The 18,114-nt window shown below is 56.8% G+C and carries 20 protein-coding genes and 2 tRNA genes; 16 read left to right on the top strand and 6 right to left on the bottom strand.

The annotated features are described in order from the left end of the window. Positions 1 to 87 precede the first annotated feature (87 nt). The 4 genes from yidC to rpmH are packed head-to-tail and all read right to left on the bottom strand — an operon-like array spanning position 88 to position 2,071. Positions 88 to 1,248 (bottom strand): membrane protein insertase YidC, encoded by a 1,161-nt coding sequence (gene yidC / locus EL234_RS05205; RefSeq protein WP_126416465.1) that lies wholly within the window; start codon positions 1,246 to 1,248, stop codon positions 88 to 90. A gap of 12 nt (positions 1,249 to 1,260) precedes the next feature. Next, entirely contained in the window at positions 1,261 to 1,599 is a 339-nt protein-coding gene (yidD, locus tag EL234_RS05210) for a membrane protein insertion efficiency factor YidD (protein WP_126416466.1), read from the bottom strand. Continuing rightward, positions 1,592 to 1,930, bottom strand: a complete 339-nt coding sequence (rnpA, locus tag EL234_RS05215; protein ID WP_126416467.1) for a ribonuclease P protein component — start codon at positions 1,928 to 1,930, stop codon at positions 1,592 to 1,594. Before rnpA ends, yidD begins: the two co-directional genes overlap by 8 nt. Then, positions 1,931 to 2,071: a 50S ribosomal protein L34 gene (gene rpmH, locus EL234_RS05220; RefSeq protein ID WP_126416468.1), complete on the bottom strand. Its 141-nt coding sequence runs from the start codon at positions 2,069 to 2,071 to the stop codon at positions 1,931 to 1,933. A gap of 385 nt (positions 2,072 to 2,456) precedes the next feature. Between rpmH and dnaA the strand changes: the two genes are divergently transcribed. The 12 genes from dnaA (at position 2,457) to EL234_RS05275 (ending at position 13,943) form a co-directional block, all read left to right on the top strand. Beyond that, positions 2,457 to 3,971: a chromosomal replication initiator protein DnaA gene (gene dnaA / locus EL234_RS05225; protein WP_322787192.1), complete on the top strand. Its 1,515-nt coding sequence runs from the start codon at positions 2,457 to 2,459 to the stop codon at positions 3,969 to 3,971. A 338-nt stretch (positions 3,972 to 4,309) separates the two neighbouring features. Beyond that, on the top strand, positions 4,310 to 5,443 hold the full coding sequence (dnaN, locus tag EL234_RS05230; protein WP_126416470.1) for a DNA polymerase III subunit beta: 1,134 nt from the start codon (positions 4,310 to 4,312) through the stop codon (positions 5,441 to 5,443). Positions 5,444 to 5,452: 9 nt separating this feature from the next. Further along, positions 5,453 to 6,700: a DNA replication/repair protein RecF gene (gene recF / locus EL234_RS05235; RefSeq protein WP_126416471.1), complete on the top strand. Its 1,248-nt coding sequence runs from the start codon at positions 5,453 to 5,455 to the stop codon at positions 6,698 to 6,700. Beyond that, positions 6,693 to 7,307 carry a DUF721 domain-containing protein gene (locus tag EL234_RS05240; protein WP_126416472.1) on the top strand — a complete coding sequence of 205 codons (615 nt, stop codon included), beginning with the start codon at positions 6,693 to 6,695 and terminating at the stop codon, positions 7,305 to 7,307. Before recF ends, EL234_RS05240 begins: the two co-directional genes overlap by 8 nt. 225 nt (positions 7,308 to 7,532) lie before the next feature. Continuing rightward, positions 7,533 to 9,548, top strand: a complete 2,016-nt coding sequence (gene gyrB / locus EL234_RS05245) for a DNA topoisomerase (ATP-hydrolyzing) subunit B (protein ID WP_126417258.1) — start codon at positions 7,533 to 7,535, stop codon at positions 9,546 to 9,548. A gap of 9 nt (positions 9,549 to 9,557) precedes the next feature. Beyond that, positions 9,558 to 12,134 (top strand): DNA gyrase subunit A, encoded by a 2,577-nt coding sequence (gene gyrA, locus EL234_RS05250; protein WP_126416473.1) that lies wholly within the window; start codon positions 9,558 to 9,560, stop codon positions 12,132 to 12,134. A 60-nt stretch (positions 12,135 to 12,194) separates the two neighbouring features. Then, positions 12,195 to 12,692, top strand: a complete 498-nt coding sequence (locus tag EL234_RS05255; protein ID WP_241968943.1) for a DUF3566 domain-containing protein — start codon at positions 12,195 to 12,197, stop codon at positions 12,690 to 12,692. A gap of 166 nt (positions 12,693 to 12,858) precedes the next feature. Then, positions 12,859 to 12,932 (top strand) — tRNA-Ile (locus EL234_RS05260). A gap of 23 nt (positions 12,933 to 12,955) precedes the next feature. Then, complete coding sequence (locus tag EL234_RS09460; protein WP_241968944.1) at positions 12,956 to 13,078, top strand: DLW-39 family protein; 123 nt, start codon at positions 12,956 to 12,958, stop codon at positions 13,076 to 13,078. A gap of 21 nt (positions 13,079 to 13,099) precedes the next feature. Next, positions 13,100 to 13,175 (top strand) — tRNA-Ala (locus tag EL234_RS05265). 262 nt (positions 13,176 to 13,437) lie between these two features. Beyond that, positions 13,438 to 13,680 carry a type II toxin-antitoxin system Phd/YefM family antitoxin gene (locus tag EL234_RS05270; protein WP_126416474.1) on the top strand — a complete coding sequence of 81 codons (243 nt, stop codon included), beginning with the start codon at positions 13,438 to 13,440 and terminating at the stop codon, positions 13,678 to 13,680. After that, on the top strand, positions 13,677 to 13,943 hold the full coding sequence (locus tag EL234_RS05275) for a Txe/YoeB family addiction module toxin (protein WP_126416475.1): 267 nt from the start codon (positions 13,677 to 13,679) through the stop codon (positions 13,941 to 13,943). The genes EL234_RS05270 and EL234_RS05275 overlap by 4 nt, the downstream gene beginning before the upstream one ends. A 205-nt stretch (positions 13,944 to 14,148) precedes the next feature. Here EL234_RS05275 and EL234_RS05280 read toward each other — a convergent pair whose 3' ends face one another. Beyond that, positions 14,149 to 15,006 carry a hypothetical protein gene (locus EL234_RS05280; RefSeq protein WP_126416476.1) on the bottom strand — a complete coding sequence of 286 codons (858 nt, stop codon included), beginning with the start codon at positions 15,004 to 15,006 and terminating at the stop codon, positions 14,149 to 14,151. Positions 15,007 to 15,213: 207 nt separating this feature from the next. Here EL234_RS05280 and EL234_RS05285 point away from each other — a divergent pair, with 207 nt between their 5' ends. Together EL234_RS05285 and EL234_RS05290 are read left to right on the top strand one after the other, a co-directional pair. Further along, positions 15,214 to 15,735, top strand: coding sequence for a peptidylprolyl isomerase (locus EL234_RS05285; RefSeq protein WP_126416477.1), 522 nt, complete (start codon positions 15,214 to 15,216; stop codon positions 15,733 to 15,735). Further along, entirely contained in the window at positions 15,732 to 16,436 is a 705-nt protein-coding gene (locus EL234_RS05290; protein ID WP_126416478.1) for a rhomboid family intramembrane serine protease, read from the top strand. Before EL234_RS05285 ends, EL234_RS05290 begins: the two co-directional genes overlap by 4 nt. Before the next feature lie 214 nt (positions 16,437 to 16,650). Here the strand turns inward: EL234_RS05290 and EL234_RS05295 are convergent, their stop codons facing one another. Further along, the gene (locus EL234_RS05295) at positions 16,651 to 16,938 is read right to left on the bottom strand and encodes a cell division protein CrgA (protein ID WP_126416479.1); all 288 of its coding nucleotides are present in this window, start codon (positions 16,936 to 16,938) and stop codon (positions 16,651 to 16,653) included. A 165-nt stretch (positions 16,939 to 17,103) separates the two neighbouring features. Between EL234_RS05295 and EL234_RS05300 the strand changes: the two genes are divergently transcribed. Beyond that, positions 17,104 to 17,952 (top strand): class E sortase, encoded by an 849-nt coding sequence (locus tag EL234_RS05300; protein ID WP_126416480.1) that lies wholly within the window; start codon positions 17,104 to 17,106, stop codon positions 17,950 to 17,952. A 1-nt stretch (position 17,953) separates the two neighbouring features. Further along, positions 17,954 to 18,112, top strand: a complete 159-nt coding sequence (locus tag EL234_RS09340; RefSeq protein ID WP_164712379.1) for a hypothetical protein — start codon at positions 17,954 to 17,956, stop codon at positions 18,110 to 18,112. Positions 18,113 to 18,114: the final 2 nt, after the last annotated feature.

The raw sequence follows: 18,114 nt of genomic DNA on the forward strand, positions 1-18,114 counted from the left end.
CTTAATGATAAGGAAGGTAGTGGTTACAAAATCTGTGCTTCGTCAGGTGCCGCGAGCCGCTGAACGCCGCATGTCCAACGCCCATGTCTAACGCCGCTTCTTCTTGCGCTTTTGCTTAGAACGACGGCGTTCTGCCATTCTGCGTTCGTAGCGCTTCTGTGCACGCTCGGCGTCAGTGAGCCCGTCCGGGCCGCGAACTTCTTCGTCTGCGCCTTCGATCTCTTCCCGAATCTCGTCGGGAACGAGCGCGTTCTCGGGAATCTGCCCGGTCTGGCGTGCCTTCTTGGAACGCTTCTTGCCAAGCGGCTGGGCACGCTGCCCCGTCTGAACGGGACCTTCTAACGCGTCGCCCTTATCTTCCTCGGGCGGCAGGCCCTTGCGAATCCGCTTCTTACGCAAGCGTTCCTGACGCGCCTTATACGCTTCCGATCCCGGCGCCGGATTCGTGGTGATGAGCCAGGTCTGCTGGCCGATATTCCAGAAATTACCCGTCAACCAGTACACGAGAACGCCGATTTGGAACACGCCACCAGAAAACACGTAAATAAGAGGCATACCGTACATCATGTACTTCTGCATCTTGTATGCCGGATTATCCGGATCCTTCGCAGATTCAGGCAGATTCTTCGTCATGATCTGCTTCTGCGAGAAGAACAGTGTAATCATCATGAGCGCGATAAGCACGACGGCCACGATAAGCACGTTCGTAGGCTGGCTGAACTCGTGACGAGTAGCGATCGACGACGAAATCGGCGCACCGAACACGGTCGAGTTCGCGATCTCTTGCGCTACTTCTTGGTTAATCGGTCCAATCGCCGTTCGTGATCCACCCTGATAGGTGCCTTGCGACAGCGGAAGCACCGCATACAGCAGCCGGAACAATGCGAAGAAGATCGGCATCTGAATGAGCGCCGGCATACATGCCGCAAACGGAGACGTGCCGTGATCGCGATAGAGCGCCATCATCTCTTCTTGTTGGCGCTGCATCGAAATCTGATCGGTTCTGCCCTTGTACTTGCGCTGAATTTTTTGGATCTCAGGCTGCAGCTCTTGGCCTGCTCGAGATGCTCGAGTCTGCTTGTTAAACAGCGGAATGATGAGGATTCGGATGACGACGGTGAGGCCGACAATGGATAGCACCCACGCTGGTCCGGCTCCTGCTTGCATGCCGACCAGGGTGAGAAGATTGTGGACTCCGTACATGATGTAGGAAATAACCCACATGATGGGGAAGAGGATGGTATCCAACCTGTGCGCTCCTTATGGTGCGTCGGGATCATCGCCGTGGCCACGGCTGGCCTGATGATCTGTATTTTCTTTTTCGCGGTATGCGATCAGTTCGCGGTAGCCGAGAGGCTTTTTCGGCCAGGATCCTTTGGGTGGAACCCAGTCCACGCCGCCCTTTGACCAAGGATTGCACCGAAGAAGCCGCCAGACAGTTAAGAGTGTACCTTTTATTGCCCCGTGAATCTGAATCGATTCAAGCCCGTAGGCGGAGCAGGTGGGCTGGTATCTACATCTGCGCTCCATGTGTGCGGAGATGTTCGTTTGGTACCAGCGGATGGCTCGGGTGAGGATAGTGACGGCCGGGTTACTCATCTGCGAGCCCTAACGCTACAAATTCTTTGTGCAGCGCCGTTCGCAATACCGACGACGACGTGCCAGCGCTCGCTGGAAGCGCGCGGATCACAACCATCGCGGCGGGTATATCGAGATAGTCCCGCATGATATGCCGCAGTCTGCGGCGTACCTGGTTGCGCACCACGGCATTTCCTACCTTCTTGCTAACAGTGAAGCCGACCAATAGGCCGGCTCCGGGTTCGCCTTCAACGACGTGGAGGACGAAATATCTGTTTGCTCTGCGCAGTCCCGTGCGGGCAGCGAACCGGAAGTCTTCAGTTCTCCGCATACGGTTTACTGCGGGAAGCATTTATGCGGAAAGCTTGGCGCGTCCCTTACGACGGCGCGCAGCGAGGATTGCCCGCCCACCGCGTGTGGACATCCTCTTACGGAAGCCGTGCACCTTGGAACGACGGCGGTTGTTCGGCTGAAACGTGCGCTTCGTAGTCATCTGTACACCTAAATTCTAGATTCGGACATGGCACCCAGAGATTGGGCTTGTGTGTTTGACACACATGACTTGATGACTTTACTGGAGTTTTCCCCGAAAAGGCAACGATTAACGGGCCTGCGGTGACAGATATAACAACGATCTGTGTCACTACTTTTCTTTCCCACAGATGAGGAAAAGTTGACCAAAACCACTTTCTTGAGATCTCCACACCTGTGGTTAAACCTGTGGGAGATCTTTTCCTATGAGACGGCGCGGATCCCATATGTGAATTACATCGATGTAATATCCACACATGTGAACAACCTTGTGGATAACTGATCTGACTTTCCACAATTTTTTCTCTAGTATGGGTCAGTATCATCAAATTTCGAGGAGACAAATAGTGGATACCTCACCTGCGCAGGATGCATGGACAGCAGCAACAGAACTGCTCCGCGCGCAAGGAGAGCTTTCTGATTCGCAGACTGCTTTCGTTCGTCTCGCACATCCGCTTGCCACCGCAGACGATATTTTCATGATCGGAGTCGGCTCTGAGTTCGTGAAAGATTGGCTCACTGAACACGTGTCGGCGATCATGGAAAATCGACTGTCTGACATTCTGGGGCGAACAGTTCGGCTTGTCATCTCGGTCGATCCGTCTTTGTCTGAACAGCCGACGACGCCGAGCCAGCCGGCAACACCCACGTGGCCGGATCATCCGTGGCCACAGGAACCGGCTCCGCATAGTCCCGAACCGTTACGTGCGGTAGAACCGGCTTCGCAGCTGCCGTCCGCTCCGTCGGATGATCGGCTTTCCCCGATGCTTCCGAAGATTCAGACGAACAAAAATCAGTCGGATGCTCACCTGAATCCGCGCTACACCTTCGATAATTTCGTGATCGGTGAATCAAATCGCTTTGCGCACGCAACCGCGCTCGCCGTCGCCGAAGCCCCTGGTTCTACGTACAACCCGCTGTTTTTGTACTCGGACTCGGGCATGGGTAAAACCCACTTGTTGCACGCGATCGGAAACTATTACCTCAGCCTGTTCCCGGGGAGCAGGGTTCTGTACGTAAGTTCTGAGGAATTTACGAACATGTTCATCAACGCGATGCGCACGCAGCAGGGCCACAATTTCAAGAACCTGTTCCGCTCTGTTGACATCCTCCTCATCGACGACATCCAGTTCCTGTCCAACAAGGAAGGAACGCTCGAAGAGTTTTTCAACACGTTTAACGCACTGGCGAACGCGAACAAGCAGATCGTCATTACATCCGACGTCGCACCCCGGCTGCTCGATGGTTTCGAGGATCGGATGATTTCCCGGTTCGCGTCTGGAATCGTGGCAAATATTGACCTTCCCAATCTCGAAACAAGAATCGCGATTTTGGAAAAGAAGGCCGCTTCCGAAATGCTCAACGTGCCACGTGAAGCACTCGAGTACATCGCCAGCAGGATCACGACGAACGTTCGAGAAATGGAAGGATCGCTGCGTAGGGTCACGGCCTATGCTGGTCTTTTCGACCAGCCGGTCACGATCGACGTCGTCGAAACAGCGCTCAAAGACATCATTTCGGATACCAGTACATTCACCGTGACGGCAAGCATGGTCATGAGCCAGACGGCGTCGTATTTCGGGGTGAGTGTAGACGATCTTAAATCGCCCACCAGGACGCGAACCCTCACCCAGCCCCGCCACATCGCAATGTACTTGTGTAGGGAAATGACGGACCTGTCGCTGCCGAAGATCGCTGAGGCGTTTAATCGGCGTGATCACACCACTGTGCTCAATGCCCTTCGCAAGATTGAAAAGCTCATGGCTGAAAAGCAGACGGTGTTCAATCAGGTCACCGAGCTAACGTCTCGGATCAAGCAGGCGTGTAAAGACCAAACACAGGCCGCTGAACGCGAAGCATGAAGTTATCCACATAAGCTGTGGAAAAGGCGGGGATAGGTGACTGAAAACCGTGGAGGATCCGTGAAATATTGCGGATAACTCAAGCAGCGAAGTGTCCCATCCACAAAATCCTGTTCTTACCCACAGACTTATTCCCACACATGTCCACAGCCGTAAAGCCTTGATTTTCCAAGGGGAAACATGCTTTTCCACAAACTCCACAGAGGCTACAACTACTACTAAATAAAAACTAAGACCATTTACTTTTCAGCCACCTACTCGATCCGTTGGTTAATAAAGCAAAGATCGTCGGTGTCGCGTAAAGTTGAATCCAGTATGAAACGAAAGTGGGTCACACGGTGAAAATTAGCGTTGATCATGACGTGTTTACCGATGCAGTCACCTGGGCATCGCGTACCATTCCAAATCGTCCTGCCATTCCTGTGCTTGCAGGCCTGCACATCAGCGCGGGTAACGATGGCACGATTTCTCTCCGATCGCGAGATTCGGATGTGTCGTCTCACATCACCATTGATGGCAGTGTGGACGAAGAGGGCGAAGTGCTCGTCAATGGGAAGCTGCTCGCTGAAATTTCGCGCTCGCTGCCTAGCCAAGACATCGAACTGAATGTTGACGGCGGGAAACTCGAGGTGGAAAGCGGGTCGTCGCACTTTTCATTGAAGACCATGTCGCTTGAGGACTACTCTGAACAGCCTGCCATGCCGGATGTTGTGGGCACGGTTGATGGCGCGGAATGGGAAAAGGCCGTTTCTCAGGTCACTATCGCGGCGTCGAATGATGACACCCTGCCCATGCTCGTTTCGGTGTGCATCGAAATCGAGGGCGACCAGATTTCTCTCATGGCAACCGACCGGTACCGGCTTGCTATCCGTGATCTTGGATGGACTCCCAAGAGTTCTGATATTTCTACTCGGATCCTCGTGCGCGCGTCCCGCTTGCTTGACGTTGCCAAAGCACTCGGTTCGTCTGGGCCGATTGAAGTGTCTCTCCAGGATCAGGGAATGGGTGCCATGATCGGCTTTTCGGCTGGCGGGCGCCAAAACACGATTCAGCTGATCGACGGCGAATACCCGCAGGTCCGTTCATTGTTCCCAGCGGAGATGAACGGGTACGTGGTGATGAACCGGCAAGAAATCCTTGAAGGCATCAAGCGTTCCCGGTTGGTTGTGGAAAAGAACGCGTCCGTCCGGTTGTCATTTTCCGAGGGCGATGTGGTTCTCGAGGCCGGGCATGGCGATAACGCGCAAGTCTCTGAAGTACTGCCGGCTCAGCTGGAAGGCGAGCCAATCAAGATGGCGTTCAACCCGGTGTTCTTGCAGGATGGTTTTTCTGCGATGGACAAGGAATTTGTGCGGCTGTCGTTTACAGATCCCACGAAGCCGGCGGTCATGACTGCGCAGGATGAGGACGGCGAGGTAAGCGACGACTACCGCCTGTTGCTCATGCCTATCCGCACGTTTGGAACGAACTAACACAGACCTTTGTATATTTCAGATCTGGCGTTACACGATTTTCGGTCGTATCGCGAGGTCGTGCTCGAGTTTTCGCCCGGAGTTGTCACCTTTATAGGGGAAAACGGGCAGGGGAAGACGAACCTCGTGGAGGCGATCGGCTACCTTGCCACGTTTTCGTCCCACAGGGTGGCAGCCGACGCCGCTTTGGTACGGCAGGGCGCAAACGCCGGTGTTATCAGGGCGAAAGTGAACCGTGGCAGCTCGGACACAATGGTCGAACTGGAAATCCTGACAGGCAAAGCCAACCGTGCTCGGATTAACCGGGGTAATGCGAGGCCTGCTGACCTGCTAGGAATCGTCCGCGCTGTCACGTTTGCTCCCGAGGATCTCGAACTCGTGAAAGGAGACCCCGCGGCACGGCGTCGTTTTCTTGATGACCTCATGGTGCAGTTCCGCCCGCGTCTTGGAGCAGTCCGCGCCGAATATGACAAGGTGTTACGTCAGCGCGGAGCGTTGTTGAAGACGATGGCGAAAGCCAAGCGCCGCGGCGGATACTATGACGAAGCTGCACTTGACGTGTGGGATGCTCAGCTGATCCGGTTCGGGTCGCAAATTATTGCGGCCCGCGCGGAGATTGTGGCGGGTTTGCGCCCCTTCGTTGAGGAGTATTACACGGCTGTATCCGCGGGGCGGGGTCTGGCCCGGATCGACTACGCTGCCAACCTTGACGTTCGCCGCGGCTGGGATCTGCCCGAACCTCATGAGCTCAATAGCGACGACGCCGAGGTTCGGCAAAGCGCCCGCGACAAGGTAGCAGCCCACGAACGAGACGCGCAAGACGTCGAGGCGACTGCCCGTTTGTTTGGCGAAACGTTGCAGCAGTGGCGCGCAGATGAGATCGACCGCGGCGTGAACTTGGTTGGTCCGCACCGCGATGATCTTGCGCTGAGCCTGGGAACCCTGCCCGCAAAAGGTTTCGCGTCCCATGGCGAATCGTGGTCGTATGCGCTCGCGTTGCGGCTCGGCTCATGGAAGTTGTTGCGTAGCCATTCGTCGGGTGATTGGGCAGACAACGAAGAGCCGATTTTGATTCTCGACGACGTGTTCGCGGAACTCGACTCCCGGCGTCGGGAACAACTCGCTCGTATCGTCACGGAGGCCGAGCAGGTATTCGTGACCGCCGCGGTCGGCGAAGACCTACCAGAATTGGGCGGCACAAGATTTGTTGTCCATGACGGAACCGTGCAACACGTGGAAGAGCCTGGCGATGACTAGTCCTCAGCCGCCTTCTGCTCAGACGCCGAGCTCACGAATAGTTGCGGCGCGTAAGAAAGCTGCGGAGCGTTTCGGTGATCGCCTGCCGCTGGAAGTCTTGGAGCGCGTGCGCCGGATGGCCGAACAGCACGGATGGGTGCGCAGGCGGATTGAGACGGACAATCCGCTGCGTGACGAGGACCAGATGGGCGAGGAAGTTTATGTGCCGAGCCCCGGCCAGGACGTGGGCTCGGGTGCCCGCCCGTCGAAGAGGGATCCGAAGCCGTTAAGTTTCATTGTGTCTGGCCTTGTGGAAAAGATGGGCTGGCAAGAACGCTTGAGCGTAGGCTCGGTCCAGGCGAGGTGGCCGCAAATAGTTGGGGACGCCGTCGCACAAAACTGTGTGGTGGAGGATTTTTCCGACGACGGCGTGCTCACCTTACGTGCGAAATCGACGTCGTGGCAGACCCAGATCCGTGCGCTGCTCGCGTTTTTGGATAAGAAACTGGCAGACGAGCTGGGTGAGGGTGTGGTCAAAGACATCGTGGTGAAAGGTCCGAATGCGCCGTCGTGGAAACACGGCCCCTATTCGGTGCCTGGCCGCGGGCCGCGGGATACCTACGGATAGCCACGCGGCTGGTGAAAACAGCTCTGGAAGACCTGTTGATAACTCGAATTCGCACGTTAAAAGCGGTATACTTACGTCTTGGGCCAAATTGGTAGGGACCTACCACAACACAGTTCGACGCCTAGAAATGGCGTTTACGGTCCAATGGAGACGTACACCACATGTGTGCGAGTGTGAGGAACGATATTGTCTGACAACCAGAATGCGCAGGAGTCGAACGGCAAGATCGGGGAGGTTTCTTCCGACCAGTCGTATGACGCGTCTAATATCACCGTGCTCGAAGGCCTCGAGGCCGTTCGTAAGCGTCCGGGTATGTACATTGGCTCGACGGGCGAACGGGGTCTTCACCATCTCGTTTACGAGGTTGTGGATAATTCCGTTGACGAGGCTCTGGCCGGGTACGCCACGCATATTGAAGTAACCCTGCTGGAAAACGGTGGCGTGCGGGTGGAAGATGACGGGCGCGGTATTCCCGTGGATATCCACCCAGGTGAGGGTTTGCCTGCAGTCCAGGTTGTTATGACCGTGCTCCACGCCGGTGGCAAGTTCGGTTCTGGCTCGTATGCGGTCTCCGGCGGCTTGCACGGCGTCGGCGTATCAGTGGTCAACGCACTGTCCTCGCGGATGGATACGCAAGTCAAGCGTGATGGGCACGTGTGGCGGATTTCGTATGAAGACGGCGTGCCGATTGCCCCCTTAGAAAAGGGCGAGGAAACAGACGAGACCGGTACCACCCAAACGTTTTGGCCGAACGCAGAGATTTTCGAAACCGTCGAGTTCGATTTTGAAACCCTGCGTCACCGCCTCCAGCAGATGGCGTTCCTGAACAAGGGGCTGCGCATCACGCTCACGGATGAGCGGGCGCACGTCGTCGCTGAAGGCGAAGAAATTACGGGTGAAGACGAGTCGCTGACCAGCGGAGAAGCTCCGAAACGCGAGGTGTCGTACCAGTATGAGGGCGGTCTGCGCGACTACGTTGAGCACCTGGTGAAAACCAAGAAGGTGGACCCGCTCCACTCTGAGCCGATCTATTTCGAGGCCGAGGACGCCGACAACAAGATTTCCCTCGAAGTGGCGATGCAATGGACGAACGCCTATTCCGAAACGTTGCACACGTTCGCGAACACGATTAACACCACCGAGGGCGGCACCCACGAGGAAGGTTTCCGTTCGGCGCTGACCACGGTCATCAACAAGTACGCACGGGATAAGGGCCTGCTCAAAGAGAAGGATCCGAATCTTTCCGGCGACGACGTACGCGAAGGCCTCGCCGTCGTGCTGTCCGTCAAACTCGGCGAACCGCAGTTCGAGGGCCAGACGAAGACGAAGCTCGGTAACACCGAAGCGCGCACCTATGTACAGCAGCAGACGTACGCGCAGCTCAATGACTGGCTGGACATGAACCCTACCGATGCGCGCGAGATCATCCGCAAGGCCACCCAGGCCTATCAGGCGCGGATCGCGGCCCGGAAGGCTCGTGAGGCGACCCGCCGGAAATCGGTGCTGGAGTCGGCGTCGATGCCAGGCAAGCTCAAGGATTGCAGCTCGCGTAACCCGGAAGAATGCGAAATTTTCATCGTTGAGGGTGATTCTGCTGGCGGTTCGGCCGTCAACGGCCGTGATCCGCACAACCAGGCGATCATGCCGATCCGCGGAAAGATCCTCAACGTGGAAAAGGCACGGCTGGATCGCGCACTGTCCTCCGATACGATCCAGGGACTCATCACAGCGTTCGGTACGGGTATCGGTGAAGAATTTGATATCGATAAGCTGCGCTACCACAAGATCGTGTTCATGGCGGACGCGGACGTGGACGGCCAGCACATTGCCACCCTGCTGCTCACGCTCGTCTACCGGTACATGAAACCGCTGATCGAAGGCGGGTACGTGTATCTTGCCATGCCGCCGCTGTACCGCATTAAGTGGACGAACGCGGAACACGAATACGTGTTTTCGGATGCGGAACGCGACGCCGCGCTCGAAGCTGGTTTTGCCGCCGGTAAGAAGCTTCCCAAGGCGGAAGGCCAGGGCATTCAGCGGTACAAGGGCTTGGGTGAGATGAACGATTCGGAGCTGTGGGACACCACGATGAACCCGGAGACTCGCACGCTCAAGCGCGTCAATATCGGCGAAGCTGCGGCTACTGATGAAGCATTTTCCGTACTCATGGGTGAGGATGTGGCCTCGCGCCGGTCTTTCATCCAGCGCAACGCCCGTGACGTGCGTTTCCTCGACATTTAAAGGACGATCGTGAGCGATAAGACGACAGAAGATACAGGCACCCAGCCGCTCGACGGCGCGATTAAGGACGTCGATCTGCAGCGGGAGATGGAAACCTCCTATCTCGACTACGCGATGTCCGTGATTGTGGGGCGCGCGTTGCCCGACGTGCGTGACGGCATGAAGCCCGTGCACCGCCGCGTCATTTATGCGATGTGGGATGGCGGATACCGCCCAGATTCGGCGTTTTCGAAGTCGGTGAAGATTGTTGGCGACGTCATGGGCCACTACCACCCGCACGGCGATGCCGCGATCTACGACACGATGGTGCGCCTCGTCCAGCCGTGGAACATGCGCTACCCGCTCGTAGCCGGCCAAGGCAATTTCGGTACGGCCGGTGATCTCGGCGCGGCAGCCCCGCGATATACCGAGGCGCGGATGGCTCCGCTCGCCGTCGAAATGGTGCGTGACATTCACGAAGACACCGTGGATTTTGAGCCGAACTTTGACGGTTCGGTGCAAGAGCCGAAAGTGCTCACCGCGCGCATTCCGAACCTGCTGATCAACGGTTCGGAGGGTATCGCGGTTGGTATGGCGACCTCGATCCCGCCGCACAACCTGCGCGAGGTGGCTGCGGGAGCCCAGTGGTTCCTTGACAACCCGGATGCCACACGCGACGAGCTGCTCGAAGCTCTGCTCGAGCGGATTTCCGGGCCGGATTTCCCGACGGGTGCCACGATCCTAGGTACGAAGGGGATCGAGCAGGCCTACCGTACCGGGCGCGGGTCGATTACCCAGCGCGCCGTCGTCGACATCGACGAGATCGACGGGCGGCAGTGCCTGGTGGTCACCGATTTGCCCTACCAGGTGAACCCGGACCGGCTACTCGACCGGATGGTCGAAGGCGTCAAGGATGGCCGCCTGAGCGGAATCGCCGATATTCGCGACGAATCGTCTGGCCGCGCCGGTCAGCGTATCGTCATCGTGCTTAAACGCGACGCCGTGCCGAAGGTTGTGCTCAACAACCTGTACAAGCACACGCAGATGCAGCACAACTTCTCCGCGAATATGCTGGCGCTCGTCGACGGCGTTCCGCGCACGCTTTCACTGGACGGCTTCATCTATCACTGGGTGAACCACCAGGTCGAGGTCATCGCCCGGCGGACGGCCTACCGCCTGCGTAAGGCGCAGGAGCGGCTGATGATCCTCGAGGGTCTGGTCAAGGCTCTCGACATGCTGGACGAGGTGATCGCGCTGATTCGCAGGTCGCCCACCGCCGACGTCGCCCGCGAAGGTCTCATCGACCTGCTCGGCATCAACGAGATTCAAGCCGACCACATTCTTGCCATGCAGCTGCGCCGCCTGGCCGCGCTCGAACGGCAAAAGATCATGGACGAGCACGCCGAAAAGCTCGCCCTGGTCGAGGATTACAAGGACATTCTGGCTAAGCCCGAGCGTCAGCGTGCCATTGTCTCGGAGGAACTGACCGAGGTTGTGGACAAGTACGGCGACGACCGGCGCACGAAGATCCTGCCCTTCGATGGCGAGGTATCGGAAGAAGACCTCATCACGGAAGAAGACGTCGTCGTCACTGTCACTCGCTCTGGCTTCATCAAGCGCACAAAGGTATCCGAATACCGCGCCCAGCGCCGCGGTGGCAAGGGCGTGAAGGGCGCGACGCTCCGCTCGGACGACGTCGTCGAACACATGGGAATCGCCTCCACCCACGATTGGCACCTGTTCTTCACGAACATGGGCCGGGTTTACCGGGTCAAGGGCTACGAGATTCCGGAAGGTTCGCGCGAATCGAAAGGGCAGCACGTGGCGAACGTGCTTGCGATGCAGCCGGGCGAAGAAATCGCGTCCGCGTTCACGCTGCGCAGCTACGATCAGGCCGACTACCTGGTGCTCGCCACCGAAGACGGCCTGGTGAAGAAGACTGCGCTATCCGACTACGATTCCCCGCGCACGGGCGGCCTCATCGCGATCAACCTGCGGGAACGCGAAGACGGTTCAACCGACACGGTGGTCTCCGCGCGGCTTATCAACCGCGACGACGAGCTGCTACTCGTATCCAAACAAGGCCAATCGCTGCGTTTTGTTGCCGACGACGACGCGCTACGCCCCATGGGACGCGCTACGTCTGGCGTGCGGGGCATGAAGTTCCGCGACGGCGACTCGCTGCTCACGATGGAAGTCGTCCGCGACGATTCCGAAGTGTTCGTCATCACCGACGGCGGTTTCGCCAAGCGCACGCACATCGACGAATATCGCGCCCAAAAGCGTGGCGGCCTCGGTATCCGCGTGGCCAAGGTGGTCGAAGAACGCGGCAACCTCGTGGGTGCCTTGATTACTCAGCCAGGCGACGAGGTGCTCGTCATCATGGAAGGTGGCAAGGTTGTGCGCTCTTCTGTTGACGAAGTGAACCTCACAGGGCGCAACACTCAAGGCGTACGGTTCGTACGGCCTGACAACGGCGATCGCGTCATCGCCATGGCCCCACATTTGGATGACGACGAGGATAATGGCGAAGATAGCGACGACGCCGTCGTCGATGTTGACGTGGAAGAAAGCCCAGACACCGACGAACCGACTGAAGAACGATGAGCTCACCGCGAAAAAGCGGTAGCGTCTACCTAACGGAACTTTATCGACGAAAGAAAGATCATGACCGAGACTGATCAGAATCCAACCGTTGTCAATGTGGAACCTCCTGCGGCAGGAGATAATCCGCCAGCGCGGCAAGCCGCCGGTGGTGAGCAGGCGGCCGGAGCGGCACCGGTGGCACCGCCACGTCAGGACGTGGGAATTAGGCGAGTGCGCATGACGATCTCGCGGGTGGATCCGCTGTCGGCACTCAAGCTCTCGTTCCTCATCTCGGTTGGGATCGGCATCATGATCGTCATCTCCGCGATCATCTTGTGGTTCGTGCTCGATGCGATGCACGTGTGGGCGCGGATCGAGAACCTGCTCGTTACCCTTAATTCGGAGCCTCTGCTCGAACTTGGGCAGTTTATGGAATTTGGGCGCGTGGTGTCGTTCGCCGTCGTCGTCGGAGTGATCGAAGTCGTGCTACTGACGTTGTTTGGAACCGTCATGGCGTTGCTCTATAACGTGGTGGCGATGCTGGTCGGTGGCCTGTATATTACGGTGACCGACGAATAAGCCGTGGAGCGTTCGGCGCGCTCGCAGCCCCTCGGAGCTTTCGCAGCCAGTGCAGGGAATTCGTAGCCAGTGCAGGGAAACTGTGAGGTATAGCGCTACAGGTGATACTGGTTTGAATATCGGGAAGGAAATGAGTTAACCTAATTCGGCGCCCAAAGGCGCACCCGGGCGTATAGCTCAGCCGGTTAGAGTGCCACACTGATAATGTGGAGGTCGGTGGTTCGAGTCCACCTACGCCCACTCCGGGAATCGAGGAGGTCAAGATGAAGAAGGTAATCTTCACCAGCTTGGCTCTCGCAGGGGGAGTTTTACTCGCCTTGAAGATTCAGGAGAATCTGCAACGCCAAGCACTTTGGCAGCAGGTCACTGATGAGGTCGATTTCTAGGGATCTTCGCAGAAGATCTGCGGGGCCGTGGCGCAATTGGTAGCGCACCTGCTTTGCAAGCAGGGGGTTAGGGGTTCGAGTCCCCTCGGCTCCACCAGCAAGAAGCCTGACTGATACCGGTCAGGCTTCATCTTTTTGCGCTCTTCGCATTCCGGGGGTACACGTTGCGTTCCCGGGGTACCGAATCCGGCGATTTGTCTACCCCAGGAACGAAACAGGTACCCCGGGAACGCGGCGCCGCCTAGCCGGGCGCCGCCGGGAACGAATAGCACTGAAACCCACGGCCCCTTTTTCTTCAGTAAAACCCAACTATTGAATGAGCGTACGTCTTAACGTACGCTATGTGGTGGGAGGTTAATATGACGACGCTCAGCGCAACCAATGCTCGTGCGAATCTATATCGGTTGATTGATCAGGTAAACGAAGAGTCGACAGAAATCACCATCACGGGGCAGCGAGGCAACGCTGTTCTTGTGGGGGAAGATGACTGGCATGCGATTAAGGAAACGCTCTACTTGATGTCTATGCCAGGGATGGTGGAATCGATTCAGAAAGCGCGTCACGAAGGTGTCGAGGCGGGTTCGCGGGAGCTTGACTGGTGAGCGAATGGCAGCTGGTCTTTTCACGGGCCGCTCAGAAAGATGCGAAGCGGTTACGTGAGGCTGGTCTGAAACCGAAAGCGCAGCGACTTTTAGAAATACTTGCAGACAATCCCTTCCATACTCCACCCCGGTTCGAAAAGCTCGTGGGAGATCTGTCAGGCTGCTACTCTCGCAGGATTAATATCCAGCACAGGCTCGTGTACGAGGTCGACTCTGATAGGAAAATCGTTCACGTCCTACGCATGTGGACTCATTATGAATAGTGACTCAGTCATTGGCTGAACGCGGCACTGCTGCATAGGCCCACCCGTGTTCCGGGGGTACACGTTGCGTTCCCGGGGTACCGAATCCGGCGATTTGTCTACCCCGGGAACGAAACAGGTACCCCGGGAACACGACGACGAAAGGCCGGTTAGATCCGTACAGACGAATCTAACCGGCCTCGGCGTATTTATTGAACCTAGGCGCCTACTTGGCGTCGGAGTCCTTGTCTTCTTCCGCAAGGCCGGCCGCCTTGGCAGCGTCTTCCTCGCTCAGATTCTGTTCTTCATCTTCGGCTTCTTCGGCCTGTTCTGGATTGTCGGCCTCGTCCGGCTGGTCAGCAGCCTGAGCATCACCGGCGACGTCGTCAGCAGACTCAGCAGCCGCATCGCTCGTCTGATCCTCAGCCACCTCAGAATCGTTATCCTGGGGTACTGACACGTCCTCCCAGTAGGCCTCCGCCCACGGATCGGCAACCGGCTTCGACTTCACCCACGCATAGTAGGCGGCAGCAGCGCCAGCACCAGCAACCGCGAGGAAGCCAAGAAGCTTACGCCCGCGGCGCTTCTTCTTTTCCTGCTTCTCCAACTCCTTGCGCGACACCTCAATGACGTCCTTAGCACGGGTCTGTAAGTCACCGGATCCGGTGCGCACCTCTTCCAAAGCGGCATTGGCAGCGCGGCGAGCCCGCGGAATGTAATCTTCACGCAGGTTTTCGGCAGCTACTTCGGCACGCTTCGTCGCATCCTCAACATAGGGGCGAGCCTTTTCGTAAGCATCGTGAGCGGCCTCGTTCGCGCGATCGTATGCTTCGACGACGTAGGGCCGGGTACGAAGGTAGGCGTCTTCCACATAGGGGCGTGCCTTGGTTGACACGTCGTGAGCGAACTCGGAGGTGCGCTTTGCGGCATCCTCAACTTTTGGCTTGGCGATTTCTACTGCCGTGGTGAAAACGTCCGCAATCTTCCTGCCAAGGCTCCCAAGCGTTTCGGACGCTTGATCTGCAACGGGTTCTACCCGTTCGGCAACCTTATCTTTCGTACTCTTCTTCCTGAGAAAAGACATGTTATACCTCCCATGTCGTTCGCAATCGCAGGTTACTTACCTAATCTTTGCACGCGAATGTAACTTTTGCAGGCTGTCAGGCAAGATTGCCACAAGATAGAGCCAGTAAACAGCTCTTTTTCGGAAATTACGCCATCAGCGGGTTCGAGGAGATAAATCTGTTGACAAAGTCGGCTCTTGGGCGTGTAGTGTGCCAAGATTGACTGTATGGAAGCAACAATACATACGAATTTTGGTGACATTAACGTTGAGCTCTACCCGGAGCATGCCCCCGAAACGGTAGCGAACTTTACTGGTCTTGCTACGGGTAAGAGGGCGTGGACGGATCCGCGTACGGGTGCTGAAATGAATACCCCGCTTTATGAGAACGTCATTTTCCACCGGGTGATCCCTGGTTTCATGATCCAGGGTGGGGATCCACTTGGTACGGGTACGGGTGGCCCGGGTTACCGGTTCGACGACGAAATTGCCGCCGAACTGAATTTCACCGAACCGTACATGCTCGCGATGGCGAATGCTGGTAAGCAGGGTGGTCGTGGCACGAACGGGTCGCAGTTCTTCATCACGGTTGCTCCGACTACCTGGCTGCAGGGTAAGCACACCATTTTCGGTAAGGTGAGCGACGTCGATTCGCAGCTGGTTGTGGACAAGATTGCGAAGACTGACACGAATCCGATGGATCGTCCGCTCGAGGACGTCGTGATCACGTCGATTACGGTTACTGAGTGACGTCCGAGGAGTCGACGAGTAACGACGCCGGACGTTCCGGCGTTCGGCGTCGTTTTTCACATGTGCCGCCACTGACGACGGCGATCATCGTCGTGTGTGTGGCGATGGCGATTCTTGGCCGGATGCAGCCACAGGTGACGGCGGAGCTCATGTTCTATCCGCCGTTTGCTTTCGAGCAGCCCTACCGTTTCTTGACGTCGGCTGTTTTGCATGGCGGGTTTTGGCATCTTGTGGTCAACATGTATGCGCTGTGGCTGATTGGCCGCGTGTTAGAGCCGGCTTTCGGGAAGCTGCGCTTCATCACGGTGTATATTTTGTCAGCAATAGGTGGCAATGCCGCGATTATGCTGATGTCGCACCTGAGTGGCGAGTGGAACATCGGGGCTGTTGGGGCATCGGGTGCGATCTTCGGCCTGTTTGGTGCGCTCGCCGTCCTCTATAAGCGGGTCAACGCGAAAATGTCAGGCGTGGTGAGCCTGTTGGTGATCAACCTTGTGCTTGGCTTCGTGGTTCCGGGGATCTCGTGGGAGTCGCACCTGGGCGGCCTGGTCACGGGTGTGACGTTGACCTGGGCGTGGTTGCATATTGCAGAACGCTATAGAGGCAAGAAAACGAGGTGGCGGCCTTTCTTTGAGGTGCTCGCAACCGTGGTGATCTTCCTCGTGCTTGTAGCTGTGGGCTTCTTGATCTGGGTCCGCTGACATGAACTGGTGAAGAAAGCGCGTTAGTAAAGCTCAAAGGGCGTTCCAGTAAGGGAGCGCCCTTTGATGTTATCCCCACCTGCGACTAACCCTGTGGATAATTACATCGATGTAATTTACCTAGGGCCACAGTTTTCCCACCTGTGGATAACTAAAAATTTTTACTGAGGACGGCGGGAACGGAACGGCGTAGAGCTGACTTAGCTAACGCCGTCTACTTCCATCCCATCGTCATCAAAAAGCCGACCAGGATGAAGCCGATGCCTACGAACAGGTTGATGTTTCCGTTGTCCAAACCAGGGATCGGGTAGCGACCTCCGGTGATGTACGCAATGACGATGATGATTAATCCGATAACGGCAAGGCCGACCATGACGGGCACCCACCATTTCGGTGAGCCCTGCTCAACTTTGACGGCTTTGTTCTTGCTGCGGCGTTCCTGTGCCTGCTGCCGTGCAATCCGGCGCTCTTCAACCTTCTTGCGCTTCTTAGACTCTGGCATCGCTATCCTTTGTTTGTCGGTACGTCCAAATCTTATACGCACATGTGGAAAACACGAAACATGACCACTGGCATGATCTTCCACTATGCTGAAACAAATTGCTTAACTGGTCAACCGGATCCGGCAAGCAGCTCAGCCTGCCTGACCATCAGCTGAAGGAAAAATATGACTCATGCGAACACGGCCGCACACGCGCGGGCGGTGACGCACAAAAAACAGCCCTCGCTTTTTAACCGTATTCTCGGGGTGATCGGGGAGTTGCTTATCACCGCGGGTCTGGTGATTGTGCTGTTCATCGTGTGGCAGATTTGGTGGACTGATATCAAGGCCAACCAGGCGCAAAACGAGAAAATTATTGCGTTGCAAGAAGAGTACGGGCCGACGGATGCTACGCGTATTGCGCCTGCTCAACCTGGCCCGCCGCCGGAGTGGGATCATGAGCCGGGCTACGGAGAGACCCTTGGGATCATGCGTATTCCGGAGTTTGGCTACGACTACGCTTACACGATCCAAAACGGAACCGACATGGTGGAGATTCTCGATACTGGCGCGTTTGGTCGTTACGAGGATACGGCTCTTCCCGGGCAGGTTGGTAATTTTGCGACGGCGGCACACCGGCAAACCTACGGTGCTCCGATGCTTCACGTTGACCAGCTGGAATTGGGTGACAAGATTGTGGTCGAACGGCCAAACGAGTTCCTTGTTTACTCGATTGTGGCAGACGAAGTGGTGGCTCCGACTGACGTGTGGACGATCGCTGCTGATCCGTTCCAGGCTTTAGAAAGTGAAAAGAGCGGCGCCCAGATGGGGGAACCAACGCGGCGCCTGCTCACGATCACTACGTGTCATCCGCCATTCGTGTCCAATGAACGGTGGGTAGTCCACGCAGAATTCGAATATTGGACGAAGCGAGAAGACGGCATGCCCGAAGCGCTCGTTGAGCCAGGCCAAGATAACGTCCAAGCAGCTGGCAGCCATAGCCTAGAAAGCCACACCCTAGAAAGGGAGAACTAACATGTATGGAGCAATTTGGCGGGCTCTTCCAGGCCCGACGTGGCTGAAAGTCATCGAAGCCATCATCCTCATTCTTGCCGTGGTCTTCGTACTGTTTGAGTACGTGTTCCCGTGGGTCATGGAAAACACCAACCTTGTGGATAACACGATCAGCTCGTAGAC

This window comes from Trueperella bialowiezensis, from assembly GCF_900637955.1.
Lineage (GTDB): Bacteria > Actinomycetota > Actinomycetes > Actinomycetales > Actinomycetaceae > Trueperella > Trueperella bialowiezensis.